This is a genomic window from Mycolicibacterium peregrinum (assembly GCF_001665625.1).
In the GTDB taxonomy this organism is placed as follows: domain Bacteria; phylum Actinomycetota; class Actinomycetes; order Mycobacteriales; family Mycobacteriaceae; genus Mycobacterium; species Mycobacterium peregrinum_B.
The window spans coordinates 129,291-143,054 of record NZ_LZSY01000021.1; the positions used below are offsets into that span (position 1 = coordinate 129,291).

Below are 13,764 nucleotides of genomic sequence, written 5' to 3' on the forward strand. Positions count from 1 at the left end.
ACTATGACGGCCCCGGATAATTCCGCACTTTCCGCGGTGCGGGTGGCTGCGCTGGGGCCGATCCGGGCGTGGGTGGCCGGCGAGCCGGTGGAACTCGGCGGCCGCAGGCAGCGATCGGTGTTGGCGCGGTTGGTATCCGCACACGGCGAGGTGGTGTCGGTCGACAGGCTCATCGACGACCTGTGGGAGGGGGAGCCCCCACCGAAAGTGTTGTCGTCGCTACAGGCCTACATCTCGCATCTCCGTCGCGTGCTCGAGCCGTGGCGCGAGCCGCGTACCGTGGCCGGCGTCATCGTCAGCGCGGCCCCGGGATACTGTCTGCGGCTGCCGGTCGAGGCCGTCGACGTGTGGCGTTTCGAGTCGAAAGTTTCTGCGGCAGAGCAGGAAGCTGAACCCGCCGAGCGGGCGCGACTGCTCGAAGATGCGCTCGAGGGCTGGTCGGGTGAGCCCTATGCGGAGGCGGCCGATGCGCTGTGGGCGGCCCCTGAAGTGGCCCGTCTGACCGAATTGCGGTTGGCCACCACCGAATCGTATGCACAGACGCAGTCCGTGCTGGGTCGCGACGCAGTCGTCGTGCGGGTTCTGGAGCGCCTCGCCCGCGATCACCCGGGTCGGGAGGTTGCCGCCGGGTTGCTCGCGACTGCGTTGTACCGGACCGGTCATCAGTCGGCAGCACTGGACGTCTTACGCCGTACCCGTGAACACCTCGTCGATGACCTCGGGCTCGAACCGGCGCGTCCGCTGCGGGATCTGGAACGCGACATCCTGCAGCAGGCCGATCATCTTGAGCCGATCCCGCTGGCAGAGAGGCCGGTCGCGATTCCGCGGGTCGGGCGGAAGCCGCCACGGTCGTGTGGGCGGACCACTGAACTGGCGGCGATCGCACGGACCGCGGAAACGGTTGAGCGCGAAGGTGGTCGCGTGTTGTGGGTCGGTGGCGAGGTCGGCTCCGGCAAGACCACACTTGTCGATACCGCCGCCGAGCGGCTACGCGCGACCGGCTGGGCGGTGGCCTCGGGACGCTGCCCGGAGGTGGATGGTGCACCGCCGGGTTGGGCGTGGACGGAGGTCATCCGTGAATTCGTGGCCGCGTGCGAACCCGATCAGGTCGCGGCGTTGGGCCCGTTGTTGCACGATGGCGGGACCACGAGTGCCGACAGCGGCGGCACGTTCTGGTTGGCCCAGGCGCTCGCCGGCCTCCTCGGGCAGGTATCGGCCCGCCGGCCGCTGGTCGTCGTGCTGGATGACCTGCACCGTACCGATGGCCTGACGCTGGAATTGCTGCGCTTCGTGACCGATCGACTCGGTGGTCATCGCGTGCTGATCGTCGGTACCTACCGGTCCTCCGAATTGGGGCCGGAGCTGGAGGCGGCCCGCGCGGCGCTGGCCAACCACGCCGCCGTCCACCTCGAACTGGCGGGCCTGGACGAGTCGGCCACTGCGGAACTGGCTGCCGAGTACGGCCTTTCGGCGCTATCGGGCGAGATGCTGCGACTCCTGCGTGAGCGGACCGGCGGCAATCCGCTGTTCATCCGGGAACTGGCCCGGTTGATGGTTGCCGAGGGCGTGGAAGCAGGCAAGGGCGGCGTGCCGGTCGGGGTACGTGATGTGTTGCGGCGCAGACTTGCCCGGTTGCCCGCACCGACAGCCACGGCACTGCGTCAGGCTGCGGTGCTCGGTCGCGACGTGGACCTCGACCTTCTCGGCGATCTCGCGCAAGGCAACTCAGAGGATCTACTCGACGCTCTCGAACCGGCTGTGCTGGCCGGGCTTCTCGACGAACCGGCGCCGGGCCGGGCCAGGTTTGCCCATGCCTTGATCCGCGACACGATCTACGACGACATGTCCATCCTGCGCCGGACCCGGCTGCACGCTGCGGCCCTCGGTCTGCTGCGCCGGCCGGGAAGTTCAGCGGATTCCTCCTCGCTCGCCTATCACGCCGTGGCCGCAGCGACACCCGACACAGCAAGTGCAGCAGCTGATTTCGCGATGTCCGCGGCCCGTGAGGCCGATTCGGTCGGCGCACCGGCGGAATCGGTGCGGCAGTGGCGGGCGACTGTTCGGATGCTGGATCTCGCCGGAGTCCGGCCCGCAGGCCCGCAGCCGAACATGCTGGAGCGGGCGGTTCTCGCGCGTTGTGGCCTGGTCGCGGCGCTGGCGCGGGCCGGCGATGTCGTTTCGGCACGCGACGAACAGAAGCGGACGTTGGCACTGACAGTGGGCAACGACGTGTTGACCGTGGGCGCGCTCACCCTGTGGGATGCCCCGCTGGTGTGGCGGCTCCGGGTCACCGACGCAGCCGATGAGGACATCGTGGTGCCGCTTCGGCGGGCACTGGCCCGCGATCATCCGGTTCCGGTGCGGGCGCGACTGTTGTCGACGTTGTTCGCCGAGCTGGAGGGTGCGGATACGCCCGCCGCATTGCAGGCGAGTTCGGAGGCGTTGGCGTTGGCACGTGCGGCGCACGCCGAGACTCCCGACGCCTACGGCAGGTTGCTGTGCGCGGCGCTCAACGCCCGTGCCTTCGCCGCGCTCGGCCCCGACCTCGCCGCCGAACGGGAAACAATGGCCGCTGAACTGCTCACGGTGGCGCAGGAGTGCGGCGCGGTCGACTACGAGGCGGTCGCGCAGTGGCTGCTGTTCCTGTCCGCGGCGGGCCGCTCGGACTTGGCTGCCGCGTTGGATCGCGTCGATCTCGCTGTGGCGCGGGCAGGTACAGGCCAGTTGGGTTACCTACTGGGCGTGCTCGACGTGTTCGAGGCGCAGTTGACGGTGCTGGCGGGCCGGCCCGACGAGGGGGAGCGGCGCTACGCTGCGGCGGCCGCTCAGTTGTCAGAACACGGAGCGCCCAACGGCGCGTTGATGGCAGTCGTCGGACGGTTGACGGGGGCTCTGTTCCGTAACGACCTCGCCCCGCTGGCGGACGAGTTGCTCGCCATTCACAACATGGTGTCGAAGGCGGTTACCGACGCGGTGGTCCTGGCGTTGCTGGCCTCGGGAAGAACCGATGAAGCACAACAGGTCTGGGCCCAGCGCGAGCCGGTGGAGCGGTCCTACTACTGGCTGGCGATGACCACCCTGCGCGCACACGCGTCGGCGGCGATCGGTGACGAGGCGGTCGCCAAGGCGACTGCCGAGGAGCTGCTGCCTTACTCCGGTCGGATGGCTGGGCTCGACAACGGCACCCTGCTCACCGGACCCGTCGACGAGGCGCTGGCCGCCGTCGCCGAACTGACCGGCGACGCTGAGCAGGCGCGCCGTTACCGCGCCGATGCCGCTGCGCTCCGCCAGCGTCTCGGGGCGGACGCCGCACGCGTGCTCAGCCGAACACCCGACGGTCGAATCGCCGGTGGCGCACCGACAACACGGTGATCAGCGCGAGCAGTATCGGACTTACTGTTTCGGACAGTGCGACGCGCTCTTGCTCGGTCATCACCGCTACGGTGCGTGGTCCGTCGAACGACATCCGCCCGCTCCGTTGGGCTGCCTTTTCGACGGCGGCCCAGTCGTCGACAGACACGTACTGCCGGATCACCGGGAAGATCTCTCGTTCTTCGTCGGCAATGTGTTCGTGCAGCAGTGCGTGCAGCTCGGTGAGGCCGGCGGCCAGCGGCGCCGCTGACGCCTTATCGCCGACATTCAGCCGGAACCCGACCGCCAGCGCGCGCAACCGGTCCAACCGCGGCTCGAGCGCCGCGTGGTCCTCGGTCAGCTCGGTCAGGTCGACACTCCCGCCCGCGGAGGCTTCGATTACCGGCCACAGGATCTGGTCCTCTGTCGTGTGGTGGTGATGAACCGAGTCGCACAGCAGGTTCACGTACCGGGCGACCGCACGAGCGCGTCGGGGCGTGCACGTCATCCCTCCATCCGCGAAAGCCGAGGTCAAAGTTGCGGCGCGGCCGACGTCGGTGACCATGGCGCGGTGCGCAAGGCTGATACCGAGGAGGTCGGGCTCGGGATCGCCGGGACGCCGCGCGGTGACGTTGACGAGTCGTGTGGGTTGCATCGGAGTGTTCACGGCAGCCACGTTGCCGGGCCACACTTGTAACCGACTTGTGTAAGGCTTGCTCTGACCGTCGAACGCCAGTTGTCGGAGGGAAATCGGGAACCATGGCTGCCAATCCCCGCGCCGGGCAACCGGCTCAACCCGAGGATCTGATCGACGTCGCCGAGGTGGTGACCGCGTACTACACCAGGCGGCCCGATCCCGACGACATCGCCCAGCAGGTGGTGTTCGGCACCTCCGGGCACCGCGGCTCCAGTCTGGACACCGCGTTCAACGAAGGCCACATCCTGGCCACCACGCAGGCCATCGTCGAGTATCGCGCCGCGCAGGGCACCACCGGCCCGTTGTTCCTCGGCCGCGACACCCACGCGCTGTCGGAACCGGCCTGGGCGTCGGCGCTGGAGGTGCTGGCGGCCAACGACGTTGTGGCGATGATCGATTCGGCGGACCGCTACACCCCGACGCCCGCCGTCAGCCACGCCATCCTGACCTTCAACCGGGGCCGCGACGCCGACCTGGCCGACGGCATCGTCGTCACCCCATCCCACAACCCGCCCCGCGACGGCGGCTTCAAGTACAACCCGCCCAACGGCGGCCCCGCCGACACCGACGCCACGGGCTGGATCGCCAAGCGCGCCAACGAGATCCTGCGTGACGGGTTCAAGGACGTGAAACGCATGCCGTTGTCGCGGGCAGTGCAGATGGCGCAGCGTCACGGTTACCTCGACGCCTACGTGGCGGATCTTGCCAACGTGGTGGATCTGCACGCGATCCGTGCCGAGGGCATCCGCATCGGTGCCGACCCGCTCGGCGGTGCCAGCGTCGATTACTGGGGCGCGATCGCCGAGCGGTACAACCTCGACCTGACCGTGGTGAACCCGCTGGTGGACGCGACGTGGCGGTTCATGACCCTGGACACTGACGGCAAGATCCGGATGGACTGCAGTTCACCGAATGCCATGGCTGGGCTTGTTTCGAAAGTCATCGGCCACCCCGACACCTATCAGATCGCCACCGGCAACGACGCCGACTCCGACCGGCACGGCATCGTCACCCCGGACGGCGGCCTGATGAACCCCAACCACTATCTGGCCGTCGCCATCGACTACCTCTACACCCACCGGCCCAACTGGCCGGCGGCCACCGCGGTGGGCAAGACCGCGGTGAGCAGTTCGATCATCGACCGGGTGGTGGCCGGCCTGGACCGCAAGCTGGTCGAGGTGCCGGTCGGGTTCAAGTGGTTCGTCGACGGGCTGATCGGCGGCGGCATCGGGTTCGGCGGCGAGGAGAGCGCGGGTGCCTCGTTCCTCCGCACGGACGGGTCGACCTGGACCACCGACAAGGACGGCATCATCCTGGCGCTGCTGGCCTCGGAGATCCTGGCGGTCACCGGGTCGACGCCGTCACAGCGGTATGCCGAGCTGGCCGAACGATACGGGTCGCCCACGTATGCGCGTATTGACGCACCGGCCGACCGGGACCAGAAGGCGCGGTTGGCCAAGTTGTCGCCCGAGCAGGTCAGCGCCACCGAGCTGGCCGGTGAACCCATCACTGCGAAGCTGACTGCCGCGCCGGGCAACGGGGCGGCATTGGGCGGGCTGAAGGTCACGACGGAGAACGCCTGGTTCGCTGCCCGGCCATCGGGCACCGAGGACGTCTACAAGATCTACGCCGAGTCCTTCCTCGGTCCTGACCATCTGGCGGAGGTGCAGGAGGCCGCCAAGGATGTGGTTAATACAGTCATTGGGTGAGCGTTAAGGAGGGCGACTGTCAGCCCGACACCAAGGCCAAGCTGCCAGGTGAAGTCTGGGTCTTGATCGTCGCCAACGCCGTCATCGCGCTCGGCTACGGCGTGGTGGCTCCGGTGCTGCCGGCCTACGCCCGACACTTCGGGGTCAGCATCAGCGCCGCGACCTTCGTCATCACCGCGTTCGCCCTGATGAGGCTGTGTTTCGCACCCGCCACCGGGGTCCTGATCCAGCGGCTGGGGGAGCGCCGCATCTACGTGTGGGGGCTGCTGATCGTCGCCGTCACCACCGGCGCCTGCGCGTTCGCGCAGACGTACTGGCAGCTCCTGTTGTTCCGGTCGTTGGGCGGTGTCGGCTCGACGATGTTCTTCGTCTCGGCGCTGGGGCTGATGATCCGGGTGAGCCCGGAGGATGCCCGCGGCCGCGTGGCCGGCATGTTCTCCTCGGCGTTCCTGGTCGGCTCCGTCGGCGGGCCAGTGCTCGGCAGCCTCACCGCGGGCCTCGGCCTGAACGCACCGTTCGTCATCTATGGCGCGGCCCTGTTGGTGGCCGCCGCGGTGGTGTTCATCAGTCTGCGGCACTCCTCGCTGGCCGCGCCCGCGCCGGACGAAGGCCCGAAGGTGACCGTCCGCACGGCGCTGCGCAACCGCGCCTACCGGGCGGCGCTGTTGTCGAACTTCGCCACCGGCTGGTCGGCCTTCGGGCTCCGAATCGCCTTGGTGCCGTTGTTCATCGTCGACGTGTTGCACCGAGGGCCCGGGATGGCCGGGCTCGCGCTGGCCACCTTCGCGGTCGGCAATGTATCGGCGGTGATCCCCAGCGGCTACCTGTCCGACCGGGTGGGGCGGCGGCTGCTGTTGATCGTGGGGCTCACCGCGGCCGGCATCTCGACCGTGATGGTCGGATTCACCGACGGGCTGACGCTGTTTCTGGTGAGCGCCTACATCGCGGGTTTCTCGACCGGAATCTTCACTGCGCCACAGCAGGCCGCAGTGGCCGACATCATCGGCAACAAGGCCCGCGGCGGCACCGCAGTGGCGACCTTCCAGATGATGGCCGACGTCGGATCGGTCGGGGGCTCACTGCTGGTCGGGCTGATCGCGCAGTACCTGTCGTTCTCCTGGGCGTTCGTGATCAGCGGGGTGATTCTCCTGGTGGCTGCGCTTGGCTGGGTCTTCGCTCCAGAGACCCGCGGAAGGCCGTCAGCCGAGCACACGCCGGCCCGCGCGCTGGGTCCGGAGGCCGGTGGAGAGGTTCCCTGACCAGCGATTTTGAACCTGGGGTAGCCGTGGTGTAACTTCGTGGGGCACGACAAACGGGGCTATGGCGCAGTTGGTAGCGCACCACACTGGCAGTGTGGGGGTCAGGGGTTCGAATCCCCTTAGCTCCACGTTTGGAAAACCCGTTCTGACTTCGGTCGGGGCGGGTTTTTTGGTTTTGCTGGACGACTTGTTTCCGCGATGCCCTGACTGTGGCTGAGCTGCTTCCGGACCAAAGTCGGACCGGTGGCCGCCATCAGTCCACAGCCCGCACTTCGGCGAGGCTGAGGAACCCAAAGTTGCGCAGCGCCAGGAGTTCGGTGTCGGTTGCCGCCTGTACGTCGCGGATGCGGAGGTAGCCCCCGCGAACCAGTGCGCGAGCGGTGCGGGGGGTGAATTGCTCGAACTCGGCTGGAATCGGGGGCAGCTCTTGACCTTCACCCATGCCGGTGACCGTATCTCAGAACATGACGCGTGCGATTACGGATCGCCCCCGACTGGCCCGCCCATCGCTGCTGTCGACGGCTGAGTTCCACACCGGTGCAACGACACGAGGCCACACCTGTCGGGCAGTACCGGTCGGTCCGTCAAAATTAACGAGACAGTCAAAAGAACTCTTGAAAAGCCTCAGGGAAACCCGCTTGGACCGGTACCGTTCCGCTCGTGAAAAACCAAGCGGTCAGCCGCCGCATCAAGCTATCGATCGCTATCGCAGCAAGTTTCGCGTCCGTTGCAATGGTGGCGCCAGGAAGCGCTCAGGCCGACGAGGGGAGTTACCTAGCCGCGCTGGGGCCCCAACTCTTGCCCACGACATCCTTACTGACGCTCGGTCGTACCATCTGCGACAAGCTTCGCTACGGCGGTTCAACGCCCGAAAATGTCCTCATGTCATGGGAGTTGATCGGCTGGGCAAACCCTCCGATGGTGGACGCCGCGCAGCATGAGTTGTGCCCGGACACGCTCGCGCCCGCGCCCTGACCAAAAGCGGTTCTGGCCGACTTGAAGTGCCTCACTCCAAGTCGGACAAGACCTTTCGCGTGGCTTCGAGTTCGGCCGCCACCGCCAGCCAAGGACCGCGACGGTTCGGGTGCAACGATTCGAGTGGCAGTTCCTCCGACACAATGTCCACGGCCGATCGTCAAATTTTTTGACGATCGGCCAGATGAACAGTGGTGAAGCCTCCACAAGTCAGGAACGGGCCGGTTCCGAACGTGCCCTACGGCAATGCCGACCTCACTCCAAGTCGGACAAGACCTTTCGCGCAGCTTCGAGTTCGGCTTCGAGCGCGGCGACCTTGGCGGCCTGCTGTGAGCGGGCCTCCTCGATCACCTCGTCGATGGGCGTCGAGAGGTCCTCGTGCAGCTCCTTGGCTGCGCGCGAGACGGCAGCAGCCGCGACCGCGACATTGCGCGCCAGGTAGGTGGTGCCCTGCTTGAGTTCGGCGTGCCATTCACCGTCGGCGGTGCCGGTGACGGTGAGCGTCAGCTCGATGGTCTTGGCTTTCTTGGCCGGCGCTTTCTTGGCCGGGGCCTTCCGTGGCTTCTCGTCGGCGGGGCCCTCCGCGACGGGCGTGGTGCTCTCGGGTGGAGCGGTCAGGTCGTCGGGAGTGTCGAAATCGGTGGGTGTGGTTTCTGGGGCCTGAGCGTCTACAGTCATCGTCACGGCGAACTCCTTTTCGGACATCGCCCGCACTGAGCGGGATGGGCGGCGAGGACATTAGAACACATGTTCGACCTCTGTGGTCAAGTCGACGCGCCCGTCACCCTCACTTCGTCGGGTGGACGTCTCCGTGCAGATGTGCGCCGATGATGGTGGTGTCCAGGCGCCGCAGAAGCTCGAGTGGATCATCGAAAACAGCTTGTGCACCGGCTTTTTCGAGCTCGGAGTCGGCGACTCCGCCGCACCGTACGCCGACGAACGGTACGCCGGTGCGGGTGGCGGCTTCACCGTCCCACACCGCGTCGCCGACAAAGACGGCCTGCTCGGCGGACACGCCGGCGCGCTTCAATGCCACCTCGACGATGTCCGGGTCGGGCTTGGCTGTGTCGACATCTTTCGATGACGTCGCTGCCGCGATGGCGTCGTCACTGTCGAGAATCTTTCGGGTGATCGCGAGTTCGTCTTCCGGCGCGGAGCTGGCGAGCACGACCCGCACCCCTTGCTCGGCGAGATGGTGCAGCAATTCGCGGGCGCCCGGAAGCCGGACGATCAGGTCCGCGCTGTCTTTGTAGAGACTGCTGTGCCGGTCCTTGAGGCGTTGCTGCACATCGTCACTCGCGTCCCCGGACAGGTTTGCCACGAGGGTGCTGCCATCCATGCCGATGCTGCGGTGGATCCGCCAGGACTCCACATCGATGTTCTCCTCGCGGAACGCGCGCGCCCAGGCATGCACGTGCAGGTAGTTCGTGTCGACGAGCGTCCCGTCGACGTCGAACAGGACCGCAAAAGGGCTCGACATCGGCATGCGCGCGGTATACCCGCGTGCCCGCAGATCAAACGGATCAGCGGTAATGCGCCAGTTGCTCGGTCAGTTCCTGCGCGTATGCCAGTTGCCGGGTGAGTTTGGCGCAGGCTTCCTGCGCGCGGGTATGGCATTCGGCCACATAGGTTGTGGCCTTGGTGCGCTGCGCGGCGGTCGAGGTAGGGGAGTTGAGGGTATCGAGGGCGTCGAGCAGTTCTCGCATTTCGTCGAGGGTGAATCCCAACGGTTTCATGCGGCGGATCGCCAGCAGCCTGTTGACGTCGTCGGCGGTGTAGAGGCGGAAGCCGCCCGCGGACCGTGCCGAGGGTACAACCAGACCGACCTCGTCGTAGTGCCGGATTGTCTTGATGGACAACTCAGTTCGTGCGGCGACCTCGCCGATCTGCAGGTGATCCTGGCTGCTCAACGCTTCCCCCTTGTGACGGTCAGTGTGCCGCGGCGAGTTGGCCGCTGAGTCGCGCGTGCCGTTCTGCGCTGTTCTCGTTCATGCCCACGATGGTGGCGGTCTTGCCCTTGGCAGCGTATTTGGTGGTGATGGCGTCCAGAGTGGACACGGTGGACGCGTCCCAGATGTGAGCCTGGCTCATGTCGATGATCACGTTGTCGGGGTCGCCGGCGTAATCGAACTGGTAGACCAGGTCATTGCTGGAGGCGAAGAACAGCTCGCCGCGGACCGCGTACACCCGGGTGTTCTCGTCGGGATGGTCGATGTCCACCACCTCGGTGAAATGGGCGACCCGGCGGGCGAACAGCACCATGGCCGTCAGGGTGCCGACAGCGACGCCGTAGGCCAGGTTGCTGGTCGCCACCGTGACCGCGACGGTGGCCAGCATGACGGCGGTTTCGCTCTTGGGCATGCGCCGCAACGTTTTCGGGTTGATGCTGTGCCAATCGAAGGTCCCGACCGACACCATGATCATCACCGCGACCAGTGCGGCCATGGGGATTTGGGCCACGATATCGCCGAGGCCGACGACCAGACCGAGCAGGAACGCGCCGGCCAGGAACGTCGAGATCCGAGTCCGCGCAGCGCATGCCTTCACGTTGATCATGGTCTGCCCGATCATGGCGCAGCCGCCCATACCGCCGAAGAATCCGGTGACGATGTTGGCCACGCCTTGGCCTAGAGCCTCACGGGACTTGTCGGAGTGGGTGTCGGTGACGTCGTCGACCAGCTTGGCCGTCATCAACGATTCCAGCAGGCCCACCACCGCCATGGCGAGTGCATAGGGCGCGATGACCCCGAGCGTGTGCAGGGTGAAGGGGACGTTGGGAACCAGCAGAGACGGCAGGCTCGAAGGCAACTGCCCCTCGTCACCGACGTTGGGAATCGACCAGCCGAATCCGACGGTGGCGGCGGTGAGCACCGCGATGGCCACCAGCGGTGCGGGGATCGCGGTGCTCAGTTTCGGGAGCGCCACGATGACGGCGATGGCGACCGCGACCATCGGGTAGACCAGCCACGGCACCCCGAGCAGATGGGGCAACTGGGCCAGGAAGATCAGGATCGCCAACGCGTTCACGAAGCCGACCATCACGCTGCGCGGCACGAAGCGCATCAGCTTCGCGACCCCCAGACCGCCGAGGATCAGCTGCAGCACTCCGGCGAGGATAACCGTGGCGATCAGGTAGTCCAGGCCGTGACTGCGCACCAGCGGGGCCACTACCAGGGCGACGGCACCCGTCGCCGCCGAGATCATCGCCGGCCGTCCACCGACGATCGCGATGGTCACCGCCATCGTGAACGAGGCGAACAGGCCGATGCGCGGATCTACCCCGGCGATGATCGAGAACGAGATGGCTTCGGGGATCAGGGCCAACGCCACCACGAGGCCGGCGAGGATCTCGGTGCGTAGCCGGCGCGGCGAACGGAGCGCAGCGAGCACCGATTGCTGTTCGTGCGGCGTCACCGCATCGGTCGATCGTTTCAACACAACTCCGTTTCGGCGCCCTCGGTCTAACGCGGAGGGCAGATGTGGGCACAGTCGAGACACGCGTCGTTGCGTGAAAGGTATTGCCGGAACATGCAATCGATCACGGTCGCAGGGCCGACAGGCGCGGACGACGGGCCCCCACGTTCGGCGTGGTAGTTGAACTCTACCCATGGGGGAGGGTTGTGTTTCAAATCGAGAAGCGTGGATGTGCTCGACGCCACAGCGGAGTGGATTGGGCGGCGGACCGCCGGCGCGGGCCGAATTCGGGTAGCGCACTACTCATGCCGACGCCGCAGTGTCCGGAGTTGACTGGCGATCACCAACAGTCATCGCATCGGGGGCATCATGACACGTCACGGTCGAGACAACTTCTACATCGTCGGTGAGGGTCTGGTGACGCCGGAAGCTGCTGACGAAACCCGCACCCTGTCGGCGGAGGCGGTGACTCGCATATCCGACACAGCTCTGCTCGGCAAGTTCCGCTTCTCGCGCATCGGGCCGAAAGGCACGCCGGCCAGCGTCGGGTTGATCACCGAATTGGCCAAGGCGATGACCGAACCGCCGTCGGATCAAGACGGTGAGATTCCGGCCGGATACACGTATCTGGGTCAGTTCGCCGATCACGACCTGACGAGGGACGACACTGTCGCTCCGCTCGGATCGGACCTGACGGTCGACGAACTTATCCAGGGCCGTTCGCCCACACTCGATCTCGATTCGGTCTACGAGCGCGGTCCAGTCAAAGACCCGCAGTTCTACACCGACGGGCTGCACCTGAAGATGGGCAGCACCATCGGGCAGGGCCCGATCCTGCCTGGGTTCGACGGCTTCGACCTGCCGCGCGACCCGGCGCGGAAGACGGCGGTGATACCTGACCATCGCAACGATGAGAACCTGGTGGTGGCCCAGACCCACCTTGCCTTCATCAGGTTCCACAACCGGGTGCTCGACACCCTCGGCCCGGTTCCCGCTCCGGCAGTGTTCGAGACGGCGCGGGCGCGCGTCGTCAAGCATTACCAGTGGATGTTGCTACACGATTATCTACCGAAGATCGTCGACCCCGGAATCGTGCACGACGTCTTCACCCACGGTCGCAAGCTCTTCGAGAAATCACCGATTCCAGGCGGTAGCCCCACCATGCCGATCGAGTTCTCCGTCGCAGCATTTCGCATGGGCCACAGTATGGTTCGCTCGGCCTACAACTGGAACAAGATCTTCGACAACGGGCAAGGAACTCTGTCGGCGCTGTTCGCTTTCTCGGGAACCAGCGGTGGACTATCGGGCAACAGTCCCTTGCCGTCCACGTGGATCGCCGACTTCCGCCGGTTGTACGACTTCGCCGAGGCGGGGCGTCCCGACCTGGTGGTGCCGAAGGCCAAGTTCAACCGGGCGCTCAGGATCGACACCAGACTGACGGATCCGCTCGCGACCCTCCCGCCGGGTTCATTCGGCGGCGACCCCAATGTCCCGGTACCGCCGCTTCAGGCCAACCTGGCGTTCCGGAACCTCATGCGGGCCAACATGGTCAAGCTCGCCAGCGGCCAGCAGATGGCAGCACTCGCCAACGTCACCGCGCTCAACGCCGAGCAGATCCTCAAGGGCAACGGGGGTGCTCAGTTGAACGGTCTTTCTGCCGCGTTGGGCAACGAACTGGTCGCCACCACCCCATTGTGGTTCTACATCCTGCGGGAAGCCGAGGTGTTCGGTGGAGGGCGGCTCACCGGCGTAGGTGGGCGCATTGTGGCCGAGGTGTTCCACCGGGCGATGGAAGGAAGCAAGTATTCCATTGTGCGTGAGCCACATTGGCGTCCCAACCTGGGGCCCGATCGGCTCACCTTCCGCATGACGGACTTGCTGCTGTTCGCTTTCGACGGGCGAGCCGAGTTGCTCAACCCGCTCACCGACGACCCCGCGCAACAGGACACGATGATCGAACTGCGCTTGGGCACCGACAGTGCCTTCGTCAAGATCCTGCAGCATCTGTTGCGCGCGAGGGGTTTCGGTCTGAAAGTCGACGGCGACTTCGGCCCGCTCACCGACGCGGCGGTGCGGGTGTTCCAAGGCAGTCAGGGCGTCAAGGTCGACGGCATCGTGGGACCGGTCACCTGGACTCGGCTGTTCATCACGGTCCGCCCGGGTAGCATGGGTGAGGCCGTGAAGGCAGTGCAGGTAAGGGTGAACCTGAGTCAGGCCACCCCCATCGATGTCGACGGCGACTTCGGCCCGATCACCGACGCGGCGGTGCGCAAGTTCCAGAAGAGCCGCGCCATCGACGTCGACGGCGTCGTCGGGCCGGCCACGTGGCGACAATGCGTATCCGGTCCCGCCTGATCGG

The 13,764-nt window shown here is 66.5% G+C and carries 11 protein-coding genes and 1 tRNA gene; 6 read left to right on the forward strand and 6 right to left on the reverse strand.

The annotated features are described in order from the left end of the window. Nucleotides 1-3 precede the first annotated feature (3 nt). Nucleotides 4-3,372, forward strand: coding sequence for an ATP-binding protein (locus tag A5779_RS03670; protein WP_064879063.1), 3,369 nt, complete (start codon nucleotides 4-6; stop codon nucleotides 3,370-3,372). Here A5779_RS03670 and A5779_RS03675 read toward each other — a convergent pair. Next, nucleotides 3,320-4,018: a hemerythrin domain-containing protein gene (locus tag A5779_RS03675; protein WP_236734632.1), complete on the reverse strand. Its 699-nt coding sequence runs from the start codon at nucleotides 4,016-4,018 to the stop codon at nucleotides 3,320-3,322. The two genes, A5779_RS03670 and A5779_RS03675, sit on opposite strands and share 53 nt — an antisense overlap. A 92-nt stretch (nucleotides 4,019-4,110) precedes the next feature. Between A5779_RS03675 and pgm the strand changes: the two genes are divergently transcribed. From pgm to A5779_RS03690, 3 genes are all read left to right on the forward strand, one after another. Beyond that, complete coding sequence (pgm, locus tag A5779_RS03680; protein ID WP_064879065.1) at nucleotides 4,111-5,757, forward strand: phosphoglucomutase (alpha-D-glucose-1,6-bisphosphate-dependent); 1,647 nt, start codon at nucleotides 4,111-4,113, stop codon at nucleotides 5,755-5,757. After that, nucleotides 5,754-7,016 (forward strand): MFS transporter, encoded by a 1,263-nt coding sequence (locus A5779_RS03685; protein WP_064879067.1) that lies wholly within the window; start codon nucleotides 5,754-5,756, stop codon nucleotides 7,014-7,016. The genes pgm and A5779_RS03685 overlap by 4 nt, the downstream gene beginning before the upstream one ends. Before the next feature lie 55 nt (nucleotides 7,017-7,071). Then, a tRNA-Ala gene (locus A5779_RS03690) sits at nucleotides 7,072-7,144 on the forward strand. Between the two features lie 125 nt (nucleotides 7,145-7,269). Here the strand turns inward: A5779_RS03690 and A5779_RS03695 are convergent. Then, nucleotides 7,270-7,458: a DNA-directed RNA polymerase subunit alpha C-terminal domain-containing protein gene (locus A5779_RS03695; protein ID WP_064879069.1), complete on the reverse strand. Its 189-nt coding sequence runs from the start codon at nucleotides 7,456-7,458 to the stop codon at nucleotides 7,270-7,272. Nucleotides 7,459-7,676: 218 nt separating this feature from the next. Here A5779_RS03695 and A5779_RS03700 point away from each other — a divergent pair, with 218 nt between their 5' ends. After that, nucleotides 7,677-7,991, forward strand: coding sequence for a DUF732 domain-containing protein (locus A5779_RS03700; RefSeq protein ID WP_131811562.1), 315 nt, complete (start codon nucleotides 7,677-7,679; stop codon nucleotides 7,989-7,991). A gap of 255 nt (nucleotides 7,992-8,246) precedes the next feature. Here A5779_RS03700 and A5779_RS03705 read toward each other — a convergent pair whose 3' ends face one another. The 4 genes from A5779_RS03705 to A5779_RS03720 all read right to left on the reverse strand — a co-directional run bounded on the left by A5779_RS03705 (nucleotide 8,247) and on the right by A5779_RS03720 (nucleotide 11,429). Then, nucleotides 8,247-8,669 carry a DUF6319 family protein gene (locus A5779_RS03705; RefSeq protein WP_064879153.1) on the reverse strand — a complete coding sequence of 141 codons (423 nt, stop codon included), beginning with the start codon at nucleotides 8,667-8,669 and terminating at the stop codon, nucleotides 8,247-8,249. 109 nt (nucleotides 8,670-8,778) lie between these two features. Further along, nucleotides 8,779-9,471 carry an HAD family hydrolase gene (locus A5779_RS03710; protein WP_064879155.1) on the reverse strand — a complete coding sequence of 231 codons (693 nt, stop codon included), beginning with the start codon at nucleotides 9,469-9,471 and terminating at the stop codon, nucleotides 8,779-8,781. 43 nt (nucleotides 9,472-9,514) lie between these two features. Beyond that, complete coding sequence (locus A5779_RS03715; RefSeq protein WP_064879074.1) at nucleotides 9,515-9,901, reverse strand: MerR family transcriptional regulator; 387 nt, start codon at nucleotides 9,899-9,901, stop codon at nucleotides 9,515-9,517. A 19-nt stretch (nucleotides 9,902-9,920) separates the two neighbouring features. Then, nucleotides 9,921-11,429, reverse strand: coding sequence for a SulP family inorganic anion transporter (locus tag A5779_RS03720; RefSeq protein WP_413784889.1), 1,509 nt, complete (start codon nucleotides 11,427-11,429; stop codon nucleotides 9,921-9,923). 345 nt (nucleotides 11,430-11,774) lie between these two features. Here A5779_RS03720 and A5779_RS34940 point away from each other — a divergent pair, with 345 nt between their 5' ends. Continuing rightward, on the forward strand, nucleotides 11,775-13,760 hold the full coding sequence (locus A5779_RS34940; protein ID WP_110776845.1) for a peptidoglycan-binding protein: 1,986 nt from the start codon (nucleotides 11,775-11,777) through the stop codon (nucleotides 13,758-13,760). Nucleotides 13,761-13,764: the final 4 nt, after the last annotated feature.